At 73.5% G+C, this 17,251-nt stretch carries 13 protein-coding genes and 1 pseudogene; 8 read left to right on the top strand and 6 right to left on the bottom strand.

All coding sequences use genetic code 11. The features are described 5' to 3' along the window. Positions 1-137: 137 nt before the first annotated feature. A complete protein-coding gene (locus ACGF13_RS39535; protein WP_392884419.1) occupies positions 138-2,918 on the bottom strand; it encodes an SdrD B-like domain-containing protein in 2,781 nt (926 codons plus the stop codon). A 328-nt stretch (positions 2,919-3,246) separates the two neighbouring features. Here ACGF13_RS39535 and ACGF13_RS39530 point away from each other — a divergent pair, with 328 nt between their 5' ends. Next, positions 3,247-4,176 (top strand): glycoside hydrolase family 19 protein, encoded by a 930-nt coding sequence (locus ACGF13_RS39530; RefSeq protein WP_392884417.1) that lies wholly within the window; start codon positions 3,247-3,249, stop codon positions 4,174-4,176. 163 nt (positions 4,177-4,339) lie between these two features. Here ACGF13_RS39530 and ACGF13_RS39525 read toward each other — a convergent pair whose 3' ends face one another. Next, positions 4,340-5,725: an ammonium transporter gene (locus tag ACGF13_RS39525; RefSeq protein WP_392884415.1), complete on the bottom strand. Its 1,386-nt coding sequence runs from the start codon at positions 5,723-5,725 to the stop codon at positions 4,340-4,342. 293 nt (positions 5,726-6,018) lie between these two features. On the opposite strand from ACGF13_RS39525, the gene ACGF13_RS39520 reads away from it, so the two are divergent. From ACGF13_RS39520 to ACGF13_RS39505, 4 genes and pseudogenes are all read left to right on the top strand, one after another. Next, positions 6,019-7,074 (top strand): NAD-dependent epimerase/dehydratase family protein, encoded by a 1,056-nt coding sequence (locus ACGF13_RS39520; RefSeq protein ID WP_392884414.1) that lies wholly within the window; start codon positions 6,019-6,021, stop codon positions 7,072-7,074. Positions 7,075-7,202: 128 nt separating this feature from the next. Beyond that, positions 7,203-7,922 (top strand): annotated as a pseudogene (locus ACGF13_RS39515) (glycosyltransferase family 2 protein); the annotation flags it as partial. Positions 7,923-8,024: 102 nt separating this feature from the next. Further along, positions 8,025-8,552 carry a DUF2064 domain-containing protein gene (locus ACGF13_RS39510; protein ID WP_392884426.1) on the top strand — a complete coding sequence of 176 codons (528 nt, stop codon included), beginning with the start codon at positions 8,025-8,027 and terminating at the stop codon, positions 8,550-8,552. A gap of 2 nt (positions 8,553-8,554) precedes the next feature. After that, a complete protein-coding gene (locus ACGF13_RS39505; protein ID WP_392884425.1) occupies positions 8,555-9,202 on the top strand; it encodes an SAM-dependent methyltransferase in 648 nt (215 codons plus the stop codon). A gap of 65 nt (positions 9,203-9,267) precedes the next feature. Here ACGF13_RS39505 and ACGF13_RS39500 read toward each other — a convergent pair whose 3' ends face one another. The 4 genes from ACGF13_RS39500 to ACGF13_RS39485 form a co-directional block, all read right to left on the bottom strand. Beyond that, positions 9,268-10,641, bottom strand: a complete 1,374-nt coding sequence (locus ACGF13_RS39500) for a hypothetical protein (protein WP_392884413.1) — start codon at positions 10,639-10,641, stop codon at positions 9,268-9,270. Continuing rightward, complete coding sequence (locus tag ACGF13_RS39495; RefSeq protein ID WP_392884412.1) at positions 10,634-11,488, bottom strand: S-methyl-5'-thioadenosine phosphorylase; 855 nt, start codon at positions 11,486-11,488, stop codon at positions 10,634-10,636. The genes ACGF13_RS39500 and ACGF13_RS39495 overlap by 8 nt, the downstream gene beginning before the upstream one ends. A gap of 74 nt (positions 11,489-11,562) precedes the next feature. Then, positions 11,563-12,069 (bottom strand): hypothetical protein, encoded by a 507-nt coding sequence (locus ACGF13_RS39490; protein ID WP_392884423.1) that lies wholly within the window; start codon positions 12,067-12,069, stop codon positions 11,563-11,565. A gap of 2 nt (positions 12,070-12,071) precedes the next feature. Next, complete coding sequence (locus ACGF13_RS39485) at positions 12,072-13,346, bottom strand: molybdopterin-dependent oxidoreductase (protein WP_392884422.1); 1,275 nt, start codon at positions 13,344-13,346, stop codon at positions 12,072-12,074. A 711-nt stretch (positions 13,347-14,057) separates the two neighbouring features. Between ACGF13_RS39485 and ACGF13_RS39480 the strand changes: the two genes are divergently transcribed. The 3 genes from ACGF13_RS39480 to ACGF13_RS39470 are packed head-to-tail and all read left to right on the top strand — an operon-like array spanning position 14,058 to position 16,917. Beyond that, on the top strand, positions 14,058-14,285 hold the full coding sequence (locus ACGF13_RS39480; RefSeq protein WP_392884411.1) for a ferredoxin: 228 nt from the start codon (positions 14,058-14,060) through the stop codon (positions 14,283-14,285). Then, entirely contained in the window at positions 14,275-15,669 is a 1,395-nt protein-coding gene (locus tag ACGF13_RS39475; RefSeq protein ID WP_392884410.1) for an NAD(P)/FAD-dependent oxidoreductase, read from the top strand. Before ACGF13_RS39480 ends, ACGF13_RS39475 begins: the two co-directional genes overlap by 11 nt. Positions 15,670-15,708: 39 nt before the next feature. Beyond that, entirely contained in the window at positions 15,709-16,917 is a 1,209-nt protein-coding gene (locus ACGF13_RS39470) for a cytochrome P450 (protein WP_392884408.1), read from the top strand. The last annotated feature ends 334 nt before the right edge of the window (positions 16,918-17,251 follow it).

Here is a 17,251-nt window from a genome sequence, read left to right as displayed (position 1 = left end):
TTCACAGGCCCCTGACCGTTTCGGTCTCTGCGGATCTCGAAGTCCAATGCATCCCCTGAACTGGGGTGTTGCAACGACTCCTAGAACCCAAGGACACTGCCGGGCCCTGTGGCCGTTCCGGTTACCTGCCCGGACGGCTACCGGTGTCGGGGCCGTCGCCTGCGGAGCACGACGAGCGCCCCGCCGAGGGCCGTGAGCGCCGCGGCGGTGAGGGCCACCGGCACGAGGTCCGTGCCGGTGCTCGCCAGGTGCGATCCGGACGGCGCGGGCGGTGCCGCCGGTCGCGTCGGCGGCACCGGTGCCGCAGGCGTGTCCGACGCCGTCGGCGGCTCGGCCGGAGCACTCTGCGTCGCCGACGGCACGGGCGCGGGAGTGGGCAGCAACCGGTTGACCGCGGTCACGGAGACCCCGGCGTCGAGGTTCTCCGGGTTCAGCACCAGCGGGTCGGAGACCGGCTGGTCCGGAACGGCGTAGCCCTGGGGCGGGCTGATCTCCTGCCAGTAGTACGTCCCCGGTTCGACCGTGGACCGGCAGACTCCGTCGGCCCCGGTGGTACAGGGGTCACCGACGCGGGTGTCGGGCTTCGTCCCGGAGGTCTGCAGCCCGTCGGTGCCGTTCGTCTCCTTCCACAGGGCGAACTCCGCCCCGGCCAGCGGCTTTCCGTCCTGGTCGTGCTTGACCAGGCGCACCGCGCCTTCCTGCCGCCGGAAGCCGATGTCGAAGGTGTGGTCGTTCTCGCCCGGTCCGCCGGTGGTCAGCGACCGCTCGGGGAAGCGGGCGCCCTGCGGGACGGTGCCCTTGGAGTCCACGAAGCGGTTGTCGCCGACGCCCGCCTCGGTCGGCACCCACCGGTACAGCGGCCCGCCCGGCGCGTAGTCCGCCGGCTCGTCGATCCTGATCGTGTACGTGGTCCTCGGCTTCAGGCCGCCGGGCACGTTCGAGTCGTCGAAGTAGTACTCACCGCGCGGTGTCGTCTTCGTCGACGCGACCAACGTGCCGGACTCGTCGTAGAGGTTGACGGTGGCACCGGGGACCGGACGCTGGCTCGGGCTCTGGATGCCCTTGCGCTCGGGGTCGTACCAGACCCGGTTGCCGATCTGCAGCGGCGCCTGGTCGCAGAGCACCTCCAGATCGCCCATCGAAGCACCCTTCCCGAAGGCGGGCCTGGAGTTCTTGGGGTTCGTGGGGTTCGTGGAGTTCAGGCCCAGGCCGGAGCCCGGGGCCCTCGTCCCGTCGCGGTTGGTGAACATCGTGCCGATGACCCACGCGGAGTCGGTGGGGTCCACGGCCGAGATCGCGATGGAGTCCTCCACCTTCGACAACGCCATGCCCGCGTAGGCGGCGTTCGGATGGTTGCCCTGGAAGGTGCCCACGCTGAAGAACCTGGTCCCCCGTGCCACCGTCCCGCAGCCGCCGTTCGTGTCCATCACGTACATGCCGCCGGACAGGCACGCCTTGTTCAGGTCACCGCCGGCCGCGAAGCTGTGGTACGTCGTGGGGTCTCCGGGCCGTGGGAACGCCGTCGCCTTGTCGGTGTGCCGGTCGCGGAACGCCAGCAGCATGGAGCCGTCGGTCTCGAAGGCGATCTCGGCCAGCTCGGGCTCGGGGTTGGCGTAGAACCCGGTGCCGGTGCACGCCTTGCCGCTCTGCTGGGCCGGGATGGTGCCCGTCCACGGGAACCAACCCGCTCCGGGGCAGCGGCCCTTGGCCGTGACCTCGCGCGGGTAGTCCAGGCGCTGGTCCAGCACCGCCTTGCCGAAGGCTCCCGTCGCCGGGTCGAAGGGCAGGACGACCGCACGCAGGTCCGAAACCTTCCCGGTCGACTCGCCCGAGCAGACCCCGCCGAGGTACCCGACGCCGTCCTGCAGGCCCAGGCCGAACGGACGCCAGTCCGCCGGCGAGGGGCAGCCCGGGTCCGGAACGGCGTAGGAGGCCTGTGGCTCCGGCGCGGTCGCCTTGGCGGCGTCGTAGCGGTACAGCCTGCGGTTGTTGAGGTTGACGACGAACAGGTCACGGCCGTCCTCGGAGACCTTCAGCGCGCCCAGGCTCTCCTTGCCCGCCGCGGAGAGGAAGGCGTCGTCGGCGGAGCCGGCACCGTGCGCCGATACTCCGGCGTCCGGGACGGTGGTGAACAGCGACGTCGTCCTGTTCGCCACGTCGGTGACATAGATCGCGCCGGCGCCGCCGGGGCCGTACGCCGTGTCCCGTTTGGCCAGCGCCGAACTGAACAGCCGCTTGCCGGACTTGCTCCACCCGATGCCGTAGACGGTGCCGGTCTCGGCGTTGGTGGCCAGGTCGGTCGTGTCCGTGTTGTCGCCGCGCGCGCCGTAGGGGAACGTCACCAGCGTGCGGCGGTTCTGCGGCTCGCTCGTCGCGGGCTGGCAGGCCGTGACCAGCGGGGCGTTCTTCTGGCAGTAGTCGCCGGGGTTCCACAGACCCGTGGTGAACTCGACGTGCTTGCCGCCACCGAGGTCGACGAACTCCTCGTTGCTGCTCAGCAGGTTCGGCGCGCCGTCCAGTCCCTGCCGCGACGCGAACGCCGGGAACAGCAGGCCCGGCTTCGGGTTCACGACCTGGACCCGGTACCTGCCGCCGGCGGACCGGGCCGTGCCCGGCGCCAGGGTTACCGTGCCGTTGGCCGCCGTCACGCCGGTGACCTCGGCGCCGTCGTCATTGGCGAGTACCACCGTGACCCCACCGATGCCCGGCTCCAGGGCCGGGCTCCACACGCCGGTGGCGTCGACCGCCCGGACCACCCGCACCGTCACCGAGCCGTCGTCCGCCTGCGGATACGCCGCCGGAGCCGTCAGCACCGAGCAGCTGCCGATCCCCAGGGCGAGCACCGCGACCCGGCCCACCGACCGCCGGCCCGGCAAGCCCGACCGCCGCCGGCCCGGCCCGCGCGCGACGCCGTTCATCTCTTCACTTGTAGGTGTCATTCCCGCTCTCATCGCTCAGGCGGTGATCCGCCTTGTCGACCAGGAGCTTAAAGGATTCCTAAACAACTACTGACAGTGATCGATAAATTGACGCACCGTCGAGGCCGCGCCCGCAGGGTGCGTCTTTTGCCGGAACCCCTTGACAGGTATAGACCACTCCGCTTGAGTCTGGGGCAGCCCCGCACCGGCCCGCACCCCGGTCGGCCCGTCCCCCACGACGTGCCCCACCCCGCGGGGCCCTGCTCCCCTGCCCCGACGTCCCTACCTCCACGACCGTGCGGCCCCACACCGCACAAGGGGTGATCAAGTGCCCACGAAACGCCTGCTCGCACTGCTCTCCGCCGTTGTCACGGCGCTGGTGGTGGTCCTGCTGCTGCCCGCGGCCAACGCCAGCGCCGCCGTCTGCGCCACGCCCTGGAACTCCTCGGCCGTCTACACCGGCGGCGCCGCCGTCTCCTACAACGGCCACAACTGGCTCGCCAAGTGGTGGACCCAGAACGAGCCGCCCGGCACCGGCGGCTCCGGCGTCTGGTCCGACCAGGGCGGCTGCGGCACCGGCCCGACGACGACCCCCACTCCGACCGTCACGCCGACGTCCACCGGCACGCCGAACCCGGGCGGATTCCCCGTCAGCCAGGCCCGGTTCGACCAGATGTTCCCGAACCGGAACCCCTTCTACACCTACCAGGGCCTGATCGACGCCCTCTCCGCCTACCCCGCCTTCGCGGCCACCGGCAGCGACACCGTCCGCAGGCAGGAGGCCGCGGCCTTCCTGGCCAACGTCAGCCACGAGACCGGCGCACTGGTCTACGTCGTCGAACAGAACACCGCCAACTACCCGCACTACTGCGACACTTCACAGCCGTACGGCTGCCCGGCCGGGCAGGCCGCGTACTACGGGCGCGGCCCGATCCAGCTGAGCTGGAACTTCAACTACAAGGCGGCCGGCGACGCCCTCGGCATCGACCTGCTGCGCAACCCCAACCTGGTGCAGACCGATCCGGCCGTCGCCTGGAAGACCGCGCTCTGGTACTGGAACACCCAGAACGGGCCGGGCACCATGACCGCGCACAACGCGATCGTCAACGGCTACGGCTTCGGTGAGACCATCCGCAGCATCAACGGCTCACTGGAGTGCAACGGCGGCAACCCCGCCCAGGTGCAGAGCCGCATCGACGCCTACCAGCGCTTCACCCAGCTGCTCGGCACCGTGCCGGGCTCGAATCTGAGCTGCTGAGCGCCCAGGACGCGTCCCCCACTATCGATCCTCCGGCCGCTTCGCGGAGCGGCCGGAGGATCGTCGAAGCCGGGACACCTCCTGCTCGGCACGCCACGACCGGCCGGCCCGGACGGACGGACACGTCGGCGGACGATCGGCGACCGACGACGTGCGACCGGCCTCATCCGGCGTCGGTCCCGGTCGGTCCCGCCTTCTTGGAGGAGTTCCTCCTCAGGCCTCGTCGAAGCGCCCCCATCAGGTGCCCGGCCGGCCCTCGCGGCCGCGTCCGGGGCTCCTCGGGTACCGGCCAGGGAATCCTCGCTCTCGTGAAGTCGTAGGCGGTCTCGGCGTGTTCGGCCTGGTCGATGCCGACCGTCTCGGTCTTCGGGGAGACCCGGAAGCCGATGGTCCGCTGGATCGCCAGCCCGAGCAGCCAGGAGATCGCGAAGGAGTAGACGGCGACCGCCGCGACCCCGATCGCCTGCTTGCCGAGTTGCCCGGGCCCGCCACCGTAGAACAAGCCCTTCGCGCTCTGGCCGACGTGCCCCGTGGCCAGGAGACCGATCAGCAGCGAGCCGACCGCCCCGCCGATCGCGTGCACGCCCACCACGTCGAGCGAGTCGTCGAAGCCCCAGCGGTACTTGAGCGAGACGGCGGCGCAGCAGAGCACGCCCGCGACCAGCCCGATCGCGATGGCGCCGAGCATCGAGACCGAGCCGCAGGCCGGGGTGATCGCGACCAGGCCGGCCACCGCGCCGGAGGCGGCGCCGAGCAGGGTGAAGACGCCGCGTCGGGTCTTCTCGTAGGCCAGCCAGCCGATCATCGCGGCGGCGGTGGCGACCTGGGTGTTCATGAACGCCATGCCGGCCACACCGGCGGCGGCCAGCGCCGAGCCCGCGTTGAAGCCGAACCAGCCGAACCAGAGCAGCCCGGAGCCGAGCATCACCAGCGGCAACGAGTGCGGCCGCATCGGGTCCCTCCTGAAGCCGATCCGTCTGCCCAGCACCAGGCAGAGCGCGAGGCCGGCCACACCGGCGTCGACGTGCACGGCCGTACCGCCGGCGAAGTCGATCACGCCCACCCGGTCGACCAGCCAGCCGCCGTTCCCGTTGTCGGTGAAGAACACCCAGTGCGCGACCGGGAGGTAGACCACGGTGTCCCACAGCGCGACGAACAGCACCCAGGCGGTGAACCTGGCGCGGTCCGCGATCGCCCCGCTGATCAGCGCCGGGGTGATGACCGCGAACATCAGCTGGAACGCGGCGAACACGGTGACCGGGATCGAGCCCTTCAGGTCGTCCAGGCCGATGCCGCGCATCCCCAGGTGGTCCGGGGTCCCGATCAGACCGGCGAAGGAGTCCGTGCCGAAGGCGAGCGAGTAACCGTAGAGGACCCACAGCACGCTGACGATCGCCAGCGCGACGAAGTTCATGGCGAGCATGTTCAGGACGCTCTTGACCCGCACCATGCCGCCGTAGAAGAAGGCCAGCCCAGGGGTCATCAGCATCACCAGTGCGGCACCGATGAGCACGAACGCCGTGTCGGCCGCGCTGAAGCCCTCCGGCATCGGCGTCTCCTCCTGCTGTCGATGCCACGCCGCCCGCGCGGACCGTGACGTACCGTACCGCCGGACACCACCCGGAACGGCCGAGCCTTCCCCCCGCATACGCCGAACGGGCGAGCCCGGCGGCCCTCGACGGCCCTGGAGCCGGGGTCAGGTGAGGCACTTGCCGGCGCTCCGGGCTCCGGGCTCCGGGCTCCGGGCTCCGGGCTCCGGGCTCCGGGCTCCGGGCTCCGGCGAGGGTGACACGACGGCCGCCTCGGCCGGTCGGCCCGCTGCCGCCGGTAACGTCCCTGGTCATGAGGATTCTGGTCACCGGCGGTGCCGGGTTCATCGGTTCGGCGGTCGTACGGTCCCTGGCGACCGCGGGCCACGAGGTCCGGGTGCTGGACGCTCTTCTGCCCGCCGTCCATCCCTCCGGGGTGATGCCCGTGCTGCCGAAGGGCGTGGAGGCGCGGCACGGTGACGTGCGGGACGCGGCGGCGGTCGAGCGGGCGCTGGCGGGCGTGGACGCGGTCTGCCACCAGGCGGCGATGGTGGGCCTGGGGCTGGACCTGGACGACGCTCCCGGGTACGTCGGCTGCAACGACCTCGGCACGGCGGTCCTGCTCGCCGCGATGGCCCGTTCGGACGTGCGGGACCTGGTGCTCGCCGGGTCGATGGTGGTCTACGGGGAGGGCCGCTACCGGTGCCCGGCGCACGGGGACGTCTCGCCCGGTCCGCGACGCCCGGCCGACCTGGAGGCCGGACGGTTCGAGCCCCCGTGCCCCCGGTGCGGCGCCGGGCTGAGCCCCGGGCTGGTGGCGGAGGGCGCCCCGACCGATCCGCGCAGCGTGTACGCCGCCACCAAGCTCGCCCAGGAACACCTGGCCTCCGCCTGGGCCCGGGCGTGCGGGGGACGCGTCCTGACGCTGCGGTACCACAACGTCTACGGGCCGGGCATGCCGCGCGACACCCCGTACGCCGGGGTCGCCTCGCTGTTCCGCTCGGCCCTGGCCCGGGGTGAGGCGCCGCGGGTGTTCGAGGACGGCGGGCAGCGACGGGACTTCGTCCACGTCCGGGATGTGGCCGAGGCCAACGTCGCCGCGCTCGCGGCGGTCGGCGGGCGGCTTCCGGGAAGTGCCCGGGCGTACAACGTGGGCAGCGGTGAGGTCCGGACGATCCGCGAGATGGCGGTGGCACTCGCCGCCGCCCACGGTGGGCCGGTGCCGGTGGTGACGGGTGAGTACCGGCTGGGCGACGTCCGGCACATCACCGCGGACTCCGCGCGGCTGCGCGGGGAGCTCGGCTGGCGGGCCCGGGTCCCCTTCGCCGACGGCATGACGGAGTTCGCGACGGCGCCGCTCCGCGCCTGACGCCCGGCGGTCGGAAGGCCGGGCTGCTCGCGGGAGCCACCGTGGCTCGCCCGAACGGGTGCGGCCGGACGGGTGCGGCCCGTCCGCGAAGGCGCGGTTCGGCTCTGCCGCGCCACCCGGCGGCTACCGTGACCGCCGTGACAGAAGCTCCCCCTCCCCCACCGGTCGGCGATGTGGTCCTGCCCTGTCTGGACGAGTCCGAGGCGCTGCCCTGGGTCCTCGAACGGATCCCGCCCGGCTGGCGGGCGATCGTCGTGGACAACGGTTCGCGGGACGGCTCCGCCGCACTCGCCCGCTCCCTCGGCGCGACGGTGGTCGAGGAACCCAGGCGCGGTTTCGGTGCCGCCTGCCACGCCGGACTGCGCGCCGCCACCGCCGAGCTGGTCTGTTTCCTGGACTGTGACGGCTCGCTCGATCCCGCCCAACTCCCCCGGGTCGCCGCCCCGGTGCTGGCCGGCACGGCCGACCTGGTGCTCGGCCGCCGCCGGCCCGCCACCGCCGGAGCCTGGCCCCTGCACGCCCGGCTCGCCAACGCCGTCCTCGCCCGCCGGCTGCGGGCCCGCACGGGCGTCCGGTTGCACGATCTCGGCCCGATGCGGGCCGCCCGCCGGGAGCAGCTGCTGGCCCTGGGGCTCGGCGACCGGCGCTCCGGCTACCCGCTGGAGATGGTGCTCGCGGCTTCGGCCGCCGGGCTGCGGATCGCCGAGACCTCCGTCGACTACCTGCCGCGGGCCGGCCGGTCCAAGGTCACCGGAACCGTACGGGGCACCCGCCAGGCCGTCCGCGACATGCGGGTGGTGCTGGCCGCGCCGCCGCCCACGCTCCTGGTGATCGCGAAGGCGCCCGTCCCCGGCCGGGTCAAGACCCGTCTCACCCCGCCCTTCACCCCGTCCCAGGCGGCGGCCCTGGCCGAGGCCGCGCTCACGGACACCCTGCGCTCCCTGGACTCGATGCCCGCCGGGCGCCGTCTGCTGGTCCTGGACGGCGATCCCGGCGACTGGCTGCCGCCGGGCTGGACGGTCGTCCCGCAGTGCGACGGCGGCCTGGACCGGCGGCTGGCCGACGCCTTCGCGCACGCGGCCCGGCTGGCCCCGGGCTCCCCCGCGCTGCTGGTCGGCATGGACACCCCGCAGTTGGACGCCGCCACGCTGTCGGAGCCGCTCTCCGCCGTCCGGCGGCCGGGCGTCGACGCCTGGTACGGCCCGGCGGCCGACGGCGGGTTCTGGGCGCTGGGCCTGGCGCGGCCGACCGCGGAGCTGGCCGCCCGGCTGCTGCACGACGTGCCGATGTCCACGCCGGACACCGGTGCGGTGCTCCTGCGCCGCCTGGCGGAAGCCCGCCTGGCCGTCCACCGGCTGCCGGTACTGACGGATGTGGACACCGCCGACGATGCCCGGCAGGTCGCCGCCGAGTCCCCCGGAAGCCGCTTCGCCGCCCGGCTGCGAGCCCTCACGACCGCGCCGGAGGTGGCGAGTTGACGGTGGCGGCGCCCTGGGTGGACGACCCGTTCGCCGAAGCCGTCCGCACGGGCCGCGGCCCGCTGTGGCTGCGTCACGAGGACGGCCGCCGGCTGCACCTGGACATCGAGCGCTGGTGCGCGCCCGCGGCCGGCGCCGACCACAGCCTGCTGCGGCGCTGCACCCGCCTGGGCGCGCCGGTCCTCGACCTCGGCTGCGGCCCCGGCCGGCTGGTGGCCGCGCTGTTCACCCTCGGGGTGCCCGTCCTCGGGGTGGACGTGACGAGGACCGCGGTGGCCCGCACGGTCGGCCTCGGTGGCCGGGCGATCTGCCGATCCGTCTTCGACCGCCTGCCCGCCGAGGGGCGCTGGGGTGCCGCGCTGCTGGCGGACGGCAACCTCGGCATCGGCGGCGACCCGGGCGCGCTGCTCCGCCGGGGCGCCGAACTCGTCGCCCCGGAAGGGCTGTTGCTGGTCGAGGTGGAGACGGAGGAGGTGGACGAACGGGCCGTCGTCCGGGTGGAGGGGCCGGGCGGGCGGCTCGGCCCCTCCTTTCCCTGGGCCCGTCTCGGCGGGTCGGCGACCCTGCGGCTGGCCGGCGCGGCGGGCCTCGTCGAGGCGGAACGCTGGACCTCCTGCGGACGCCGCTTCCTCGCCCTGCGCAAGGGCTGAACCCAGGGGCCTGCCGTGGTCCCCGACCGGACCGGCCCGGGAGCACGGGCAGCCTGGCTGTCCGGTCAGGGGTTGGTCGTCTCCGGCACCGCCCCGGCCATCGCCCGGCGCGCTCCGCCACGCAGCCGCCCGCGCACCAGCGGCACCGCGAGCACCCACAGCAGCGCGGCCCCGTACGCGGCGCGCTGGGCGTCCTCCCCGCCCGTCAGGTAGAGCACCTGCCCGGCGGCCGGCACCGCCAGCCACTCCCACCGTCCGTCGAGCGCGACCAGGGCGACCACCAGCAGCCCGTACCACGGGTAGCTCGGGGCCACGAGCAGCAGCGCCGTCCCGGTCACCAGGAGCGCGCCGCGCCAGGGCCTGGCCGGGTCGCCGTGCCGCAGGACCCGCAGCACCACCGCCGCCAGCACCAGTGCGGCCGCCCACGGCGTCCAGGGGTCGGGCAGCACCACCCGCAGCAGGCCGAACCGTTCGAGGCGCCCCTGCTCGTACCCCTCCTCCCTCAGGTAGCCGGGCAGGTACCCCAGCACGCCGGCGCCGGAGAGCACGACGTACGGGAGGTAGGCCGCCGCGAAGGTCCCGAGGGCCGTCGTGGCGAGCAGCACGTCGTTCCTGGTCGGCCGCCGGGCCGACAGCCCGGACAGCGCCCCGGGCAGGGCGAGTGCCGGGAGCAGCTTGGCCGCGGCCGCCGCGCCGAGCAGCGCGCCGCCGGCACCGGTCCGGCGGCGGGCCGCGCAGCCCAGCCCCGCCACCATGAGGAGGGCGCCCAGGGTGTCGGCGTGGGCGTCGTTGACCGCCCAGAGCGCCACTGCCGGGCACCAGCCCCACAGTGCCGCCCGCCGGCTCCGCCCGCCGACGGCGAGCAGCACACCGGTGGCGGCGACCGCCAGCAGGGCACCACCGACCTGCACGCCGCGCACCCCGCCGCCGAAGGGGTGTTCGGCGAGGAACCAGGCCTCCGCGACCGGCGGGTAGACGGTGTGCACGGCGGGCCGGTTGATCCGGGTGCAGTCCCCGGCCGCGGTCCTCCGCTCGTCCCAGGCCGAGCACCCGTCCCCGTCCGGGAACAGGCCCGGGTCGCGCAGCCAGGACAGCGCCGGATCGTCCGGGGTGTGCGCGTACGGGGAGACGCCGGCCGCCTGGACCCGCCCGTCCCATACGTACCGGTAGGCGTCGTCGCTGGTGCGCGGGGGTGCCAGCAGCCCCGTCCCGGCGACCAGGATGCTCCCGACCACCACCAGCGGCGCCACGTGGCGGTCGGCCACCCTCCGCAGCAGGAGCAGCGCGAAGGCGAACAGTGCGGCATCGAGGACGTACCAGCCGGGGAGCCGCGACCGGTCGGCGAGCGTCCCGCCGCCGGTCACGGTCAGCGCCAGGCCCGCCACCAGCGCGGCGACGGCCAGCGCGCAGGGCAGGACGCCCCGGGCCCGGTCAGTCACCCGGGATGCCGGGAAGGCCGGTCGCCAGTCCGTCCAGGACGTGCGGGCAGGGGCACTCCCGGTCGACGGGCAGGGCCTCCAGCGCCTTGAACAGCACGGTGCGCAGCCGGTCGACATTGCGGGCGAAGACCGCCAGCACCTCCGCCTGGGTGACGCCCTCGCCCTTCTCCACACCGGCGTCGTGGTCCGTGACGAGGGCCAACGACGTGTAGCAGAGCCCGAGTTCGCGGGCGAGAGCGGCCTCCGGGTGCCCGGTCATGCCGACCACCGACCAGCCGTTCGCGCCGAACCAGCGGGATTCCGCCCGGGTGGAGAAGCGCGGCCCCTCGATCACCACCAGGGTGCCGCCGTCCACCGGCTCCCAGGCCGTCGAGCGCGCCGCCTCCAGGGCGGTCGACCGCCCCGCCGGGCAGTACGGGTCGGCCATCGACACGTGCACCACGTGCGACCGCGAGCCGTCCGGCAGCGGCTGCCCGTCGTAGAAGGTCTGCACCCGCCCCGAGGTCCGGTCCACGAACTGGTCCGGCACCAGGAGCACCCCGGGCCCGTACTCCGGCCGCAGCCCGCCGACCGCGCACGGCGCGATCACCTGCCGCACGCCCAGCGAGTGCAGCGCCCAGAGGTTGGCCCGGTAGTTGATCCGGTGCGGGGCCAACGCGTGGCCGCGCCCGTGCCGGGGAAGGAACGCGACCCGACGCCCCGCCACCTCGCCCAGGACCAGCGCGTCGCTCGGCGGCCCGTACGGCGTGTCGACCCGCACCTCCGTGACCGCGTCCAGCAGCTCGTACAACCCGGAGCCGCCGATCACGCCCAGCTCGGCCTGCGGGGAATCCTGACGCACTGCCATGTGCACCACCTCTCGTCGGGAGACGTCCGGTCACCGCGGGCGCGGGCCGGAAGGAAAGCCGTCCGCGTACGGTCCTACGGTTCGCGGACGCCGTGTTCGCCGGCGCGCGCCGATCGGCCGGCCCGGCGCGCGCCGCGGATCCGGAACGCGAGGGCGACGGCGGAGGCCCCGAAGAGGACCCCGGTGATGACGAGCCACCGGGGCAGGTAGACCTCGTCCGACAGACCCGTGGCGCCCGGGTAGGGCTCGGACAGGCGGAGGATCAGGGGGAACCAGACGAGCAGCAGGAGGCCGGACAGGCAGGCCGGAACGCGCAGGTGGTTGATCCAGGGCACGGCCGGCACCGGCTCGGGCAGGCGGCGCAGCACGGAGCGGGCCGAGAGGTCGGCGATCGAGTAGAGCGGGAGCAGGATCAGGTCGTGGGCGACGGCCGCGCCGACGAACCAGACCGCCACCGCGAGGGGCCGTTCGGCCACCAGGCGCTGGACCGCGTAGCCGGTCAGGGCGAAGGAGGCGAGGAGCGCGAGCAGGTGTAGGGGCCGCGCGCCGTACCAGCGGGTGATGGGGGCGAATCGGTCCATCGTCACGTCCTGAAGGTCAGTCGGCCGACCCACTTCGTGTTGTTCACACCGGGGTTGGCGGGGACGATGATGCGGGCGGGATAGCCGTGGTCGAGCGAGAGGTCTGCTCCGTTGACGTGCAGGGCGAGCAGGGAGAGCGGGTCCCGGATCTGGTTGCCGCGCAGCAGCACGGAGGTGTAGGGGCCGGGCGGCTGGACCGACTCCACGAGGACGTCCGCCGCGTCCGGGAGCCCGGCCATGGCCGCGAGCTCGGCGAGCGGCAGTCCGCTCCAGTGCTGGTCCTCGGTGGACCAGCCCTCCACACAGGCGATCGGCAGCCGGGCCGACCGCTGCGGCAGCGCCAGCAGCTGCTCCCGGGTGAACACCCGCACCGGAGCGGCACCGTACAGCTCCAGCCGCCAGTCGGGGCCGACCATGGCCGCCGTGACGCCGACGGAGGCCGCCGTCTTGTTGATCTGGAATCCGTTCGGACCGTTCGCGGGCTCACGGTTGTGCGGTGCCAGCAGCGCGGTGGCCCGGAGCCGGCCGCCGATGCTCTGCCCCGCCGTGACGACCAACAGGGCCAGCGAACCCGCGCCCACCAGGGCCAGCGCACCGCGCCGGGCGATCGTCGGCGGGGCCGGGTCCGGCGCCACGAGGCCGTCCGCGTCCGGCGGTTCGGGCCGGGTGCCGACGACGCCGGTGCGCAGCTCCCCCCACAGCGGGCGCGACCTCAGGGCGCGGACCAGCGTCCCGAGCTTGAGCGCGACGTGGACCACGAACGCGGCGATGAACACCCACGCCCCGTAGAAGTGCAGGGTGTAGAAGGAGCCCGGAAAGACGTAGTGGAGCTGGATGTTGAGGATCCCGGTCACGAACTCGAAGACCACCCCGCCGACCAGCGTCAGCAGCGACAGCCGTTCCAGGGCATGGGCGACACTGCGCACCGGCGGCCACTCGAACAGCTTCGGGATCACCGACCACAGCTTGGCCAGCACGACCGGCACCAGGACGACGCCGAGCGTCACGTGCACGCCCTGGGTGAGCCGGTAGAGCCAGGAGGGGCGGGTGGGCCAGTCGAAGAGGTAGAAGCCCAGCAGGCCCTTGTCCGGAGTCTGGTCGTTGAGCGGCCCGAGGTCCGGGTTGTACGCGGCGTAGGACAGCGCCCCGGTCACGAACAGGACCGGCATCCCGACGAGCAGCACCGAGCCGAACACCGAGGTCAGCCACGGCCCGCGGATCGGACTGCGCCAGAAGCCGGGCCGGAACGGCCCCGGCGGGGCGGGTAGCCGCCCGATCGCGCCCGCGGCCTCCGACAGCCTGGCACCCGCCGCGGTACGGGCCCGCCCGACGGCCAGGCCCAGCCGCCGCCCCGCACGGGCGCCCCACCGCGGCCGGACCCGGCTCCCGGACGATCCACCACCGCGCCCAGCCGTCACCACCGACCACCTCCAGCCGCTCGGGAGCCCCCGGGGCCTCGGCACCCGGGGCCCCTGCGGCCCGGGAGGAGAGCCTGGTCGCCCGTTCTCCACGCCGCCGCACGTCGCCGCGGAAGCCTGTCGGCCGCAGCTCGCCGCACAGCAAACCACCCACCCCCAACAGCCCGGGCGAAGCCACACGGGCGGACGAAGAGACCACCCGAACGGGCGGTTCCCGGGCCGCAGGCCCGCCTCGATCGCGACGGGGGACGGACTCGTGCGAGCGCGTCGCGGGCGAAGGCCTGGGCGCCAGCCGGCCCGAAGATCTCGCCGATGGCTTCGGCAGCCGTGAAGGCCCCAGCGGGCACCGGTGAATCCCGAGGACGCCCAGGGGAAGCGCGGTGGCGGGGAGTCGGAGACATGCGCGACCGAGAGGTGTCGTAGGCGCCTGGCCCGCCCAGCACCGCCCTCGCCTTGCGAGACCTCCGCGGAGGGCAGAACCTGAAAGTGAGGCATGCCACCGATCACATCGACCGAGCGCAGACGGCTGCGGGGCTCGGCCACCGCGGCCCGTGCAGGGAGCGGGTTCCGATGAGGCTTGTCGTCGATCTCAACCGGTGCCAGGGATTCGCGCAGTGCGTCTATCTCGCTCCGGACGTCTTCGCCCTGCATGGCGATGAGGCGCTGCTGTTCTCCCCTCGCTTCGACGAGGCGCAGCGCGACCGGGTGGAGGAGGCTGCTGCCGCCTGCCCGGTCCAGGCCATACTTGTCGACTACTCCGACGAGCCGACGAAGGGTGTGGAGCCCCATGTCGGCTGAAGCGGACGTCGAGGTCCTGCGGCGGGAGGGCCGCATCGTCGTCGTGGGTGCTTCGCTGGCCGGCCTGCGGGCGGCGGAGACCCTGCGGGACGAGGGCTTCACCGGATCCCTGACCATGATCGGTGATGAGCCGTACGAGCCCTACGACCGGCCGCCGCTGTCCAAGCAGGCGCTGCTCGGGCGGGCGCGGGCCGAGGACACGGCGCTACCGCGGCGGCGTGAGATCGATGCCGAATGGCGTCTGGGCGTCGCGGCCGAGGGCCTGGACCGGGACGCCGAGCAGGTGCGCCTGGCGAACGGTGACGCCGTTCCGTACGACCGCCTGCTGATCACCACCGGGACCAGAGCGCGGCCCTGGTTCCACCCGGAACAGGCAGCTCTTGACGGGGTTTTCGCACTGCGCACCCGCGACGACTCCGCGCGCCTGAAGCGGAAGCTGGCCGGCGGCCCGTCCCGAGTGCTGGTGATCGGCGCCGGTTTCACGGGCTCCGAGGTCGCCTCCGCCTGCCGGGAGCTGGGCCTCGAGGTCACGGTCGCCGAACGCGGCCCCGCGCCGCTGGTGGGCGCACTGGGCGGGGTGATCGGCGCGGTCGCCGACCGGCTGCAGCGCGGGAAGGGAGTCGATCTGCGCTGCGGCGTCAGCGTCACCGCCCTGGAGGGCGACTACGCCGGACGGCTCAGGCGCGCCCATCTGTCGGACGGCTCGGCGATCGAGGTGGAGGTGGCGGTCGTCTCGCTCGGAGCGATCAGGAACACCGACTGGCTCGCCGGCTCCGGGCTGGCCGCAGGCCCCCGGGGGATCGCATGCGACGCCGGGTGCCGGGTCTTCGACGTCAACGGCATCGTCACCGACGACATCTACGCCGCCGGTGACGTCGCACGCAGCCCGCACCCGCTGTTCGACTACCAGTTCCTGTCGCTGGAGCACTGGGGCAACGCGGTCGAACAGGCAGAGATCGCCGCCCACAACATGATCTGCGCGGGTCCCGATCGCCGTCCGCACCTGTGGCTGCCGATGTTCTGGTCCTCCCAGTTCGGTGTGAACATCAAGTCCGTGGGTGTGCCTTCGCTGGGCGACCAGCTGGTCGTCGCCCAGGGGGCGCTCGCCGAGGACCGGTTCGTCGCGGTGTACGGCTACCGCGGCCGTGTCATCGCCGCGGCGTCCTTCGACGGAGCCAAGTGGCTGGGGTTCTACCAGCGGCAGATCGAGGCCGCCGCGCCGTTCCCGCCGGAGTACCGCACGGTCGACCGCCGCGCCGAAACGCTGGAGCCGGTCGACCCGGCCTTCCCCGACCCCCACCTGCCCACCCACGGGCCCACCGTCACGCTGACGGGTCACTCACCGAGCGAGCGGCGTGTCGCGTTCGTTCCGGCACGTGCCTGATCACCGGCCCTGTGCCGCCCGGAGCCCTCAGGAGACACCATGACGCCCGCCACCATCTCCGCGCAGATCACCGACTACGCCAATCGAGCCGATCCGTACCCGCTCTACGCGGAACTGCGCGAGCAACCGGTCAGGCGGGAGGACAACGGCACCTACCTGGTCAGCACCTACTACGAGGTGCGGAACCTGGCCAACGACCCGCGGCTGAGCAACGACATGAGCAACCGCCCGCCCGGCTACGCCCGCATCGGGCACCCGCCGGAGGAGAGCGGCCCGCCGCCGAGCTTCATCTTCACCGACCCACCCGTGCACGACCGGCTGCGCGCCACCGTCACCCGGCCGTTCGGTCCCCCGCACAGCCCCAGATTCCTCGACGGCCTGCGCGGAGACCTGGCCAAGGTCGTCACCGAGCTGCTCGACGCCTTCGAAGGCAAGGACCGGGTCGACATCGTCGAGGACTTCTCCTACCCCCTTCCCGTCACCGCCATCTGCAAGGTCCTCGGTGTGCCGCGCGAGGACGAACAGCGCTTCCACGTCTGGGCCGACGCCCTGGCGTCCTCACTCGATCCCCACCCCGGCGGCGACGACGACCCCGACAAGGCACAGCGGGCACGGCAGGACATGGGCGCCTACCTGTCCGACCTGATCGAGACCAAACGCCGCCACCCCGGCCCGGGGATCCTCAGCGAGCTCGCCCCCGACATGACACCGACGGACCTGGAGGCCACCGCGATACTGCTCCTGGTCGCCGGCCACGAGACCACCGTCAACGCGATCACCAATACGACCCTCACCCTGCTGCGCCACCCCGACGTCCTCGACCGGTTCCAGAACGAGCCGGAACTGGCCGCCCCGCTCATCGAGGAATCGCTGCGCTACGAGCCCCCGGTCCAGTTCGTCCCGTGGACCACCGCCCTGGCCGACATCGACGTCGCCGGCACCACGATCCCCAAAGGCTCACCGGTCTGGCTCATGCTGGCCGCGGCCAACCGCGACCCCAAACGCTTCAAGGACCCCGACCGGTTCGATCCCGACCGCAAGGACAACCAGCACCTGGGTATGTACACCGGCATCCACTACTGCTTCGGCGCCCCTCTCGCCCGCATGGAACTACATCTGGCCGTGCCCGAACTGTTCCGCCGGGTCAAGTTCTCCGGGTTGCTCGAGGACCCGCCGCCGTACCGCGCCAACGCCGTACTGCGCGGCCCCCGCCACCTTCCCGTGGCGATCGAGGGCCTGGTGGCCTGAGCCCCACTGAACGAGGGTCGGGCGACATCCGGGCCGGGCGCCGCCGCGGCCGGTCGCGGCTGCCGTCCCCAGGGCCTCCTGGCCACCTGCGGCAACCGTGAGAAAGCGCGCCGCCACTACGAGCGCACCCACTGCCCCGGTCTCTCCCCCACAGGTCGACACGCGCTCCCTGACCGCACCGGTGGGATCGGTCCGTGAACCGTCCGCCGAGCCCGTCACCCACAGCGCCCAGGCGGGCGGGTGCGGGTGACCGCTTCCTGCGGGATCGTGGCAAGGAGGCAGCGGCTCCGCGGTACGGACGCGGGCCGCGACCCCGGACACAGGAGTGATCGAC

The sequence above is a fragment of the Kitasatospora sp. NPDC048286 genome (genome assembly GCF_043201735.1).
Classification (GTDB): domain Bacteria; phylum Actinomycetota; class Actinomycetes; order Streptomycetales; family Streptomycetaceae; genus Kitasatospora.
Note: the sequence above shows the minus strand (reverse complement) of the source record. Positions and strands in the feature narration are given on the sequence as shown.

Bases quoted from the DNA above. Each gene is read 5' to 3' on its own strand.
- ACGF13_RS39535 (WP_392884419.1), bottom strand. From the start codon at position 2,918: ATGAACGGCGTCGCGCGCGGGCCGGGCCGGCGGCGGTCGGGCTTGCCG.
- ACGF13_RS39525 (WP_392884415.1), bottom strand. From the start codon at position 5,725: ATGCCGGAGGGCTTCAGCGCGGCCGACACGGCGTTCGTGCTCATCGGT.
- ACGF13_RS39520 (WP_392884414.1), top strand. From the start codon at position 6,019: ATGAGGATTCTGGTCACCGGCGGTGCCGGGTTCATCGGTTCGGCGGTC.
- ACGF13_RS39510 (WP_392884426.1), top strand. From the start codon at position 8,025: ATGCCCGCCGGGCGCCGTCTGCTGGTCCTGGACGGCGATCCCGGCGAC.
- ACGF13_RS39495 (WP_392884412.1), bottom strand. From the start codon at position 11,488: ATGGCAGTGCGTCAGGATTCCCCGCAGGCCGAGCTGGGCGTGATCGGC.
- ACGF13_RS39490 (WP_392884423.1), bottom strand. From the start codon at position 12,069: ATGGACCGATTCGCCCCCATCACCCGCTGGTACGGCGCGCGGCCCCTA.
- ACGF13_RS39480 (WP_392884411.1), top strand. From the start codon at position 14,058: ATGAGGCTTGTCGTCGATCTCAACCGGTGCCAGGGATTCGCGCAGTGC.
- ACGF13_RS39475 (WP_392884410.1), top strand. From the start codon at position 14,275: ATGTCGGCTGAAGCGGACGTCGAGGTCCTGCGGCGGGAGGGCCGCATC.
- ACGF13_RS39470 (WP_392884408.1), top strand. From the start codon at position 15,709: ATGACGCCCGCCACCATCTCCGCGCAGATCACCGACTACGCCAATCGA.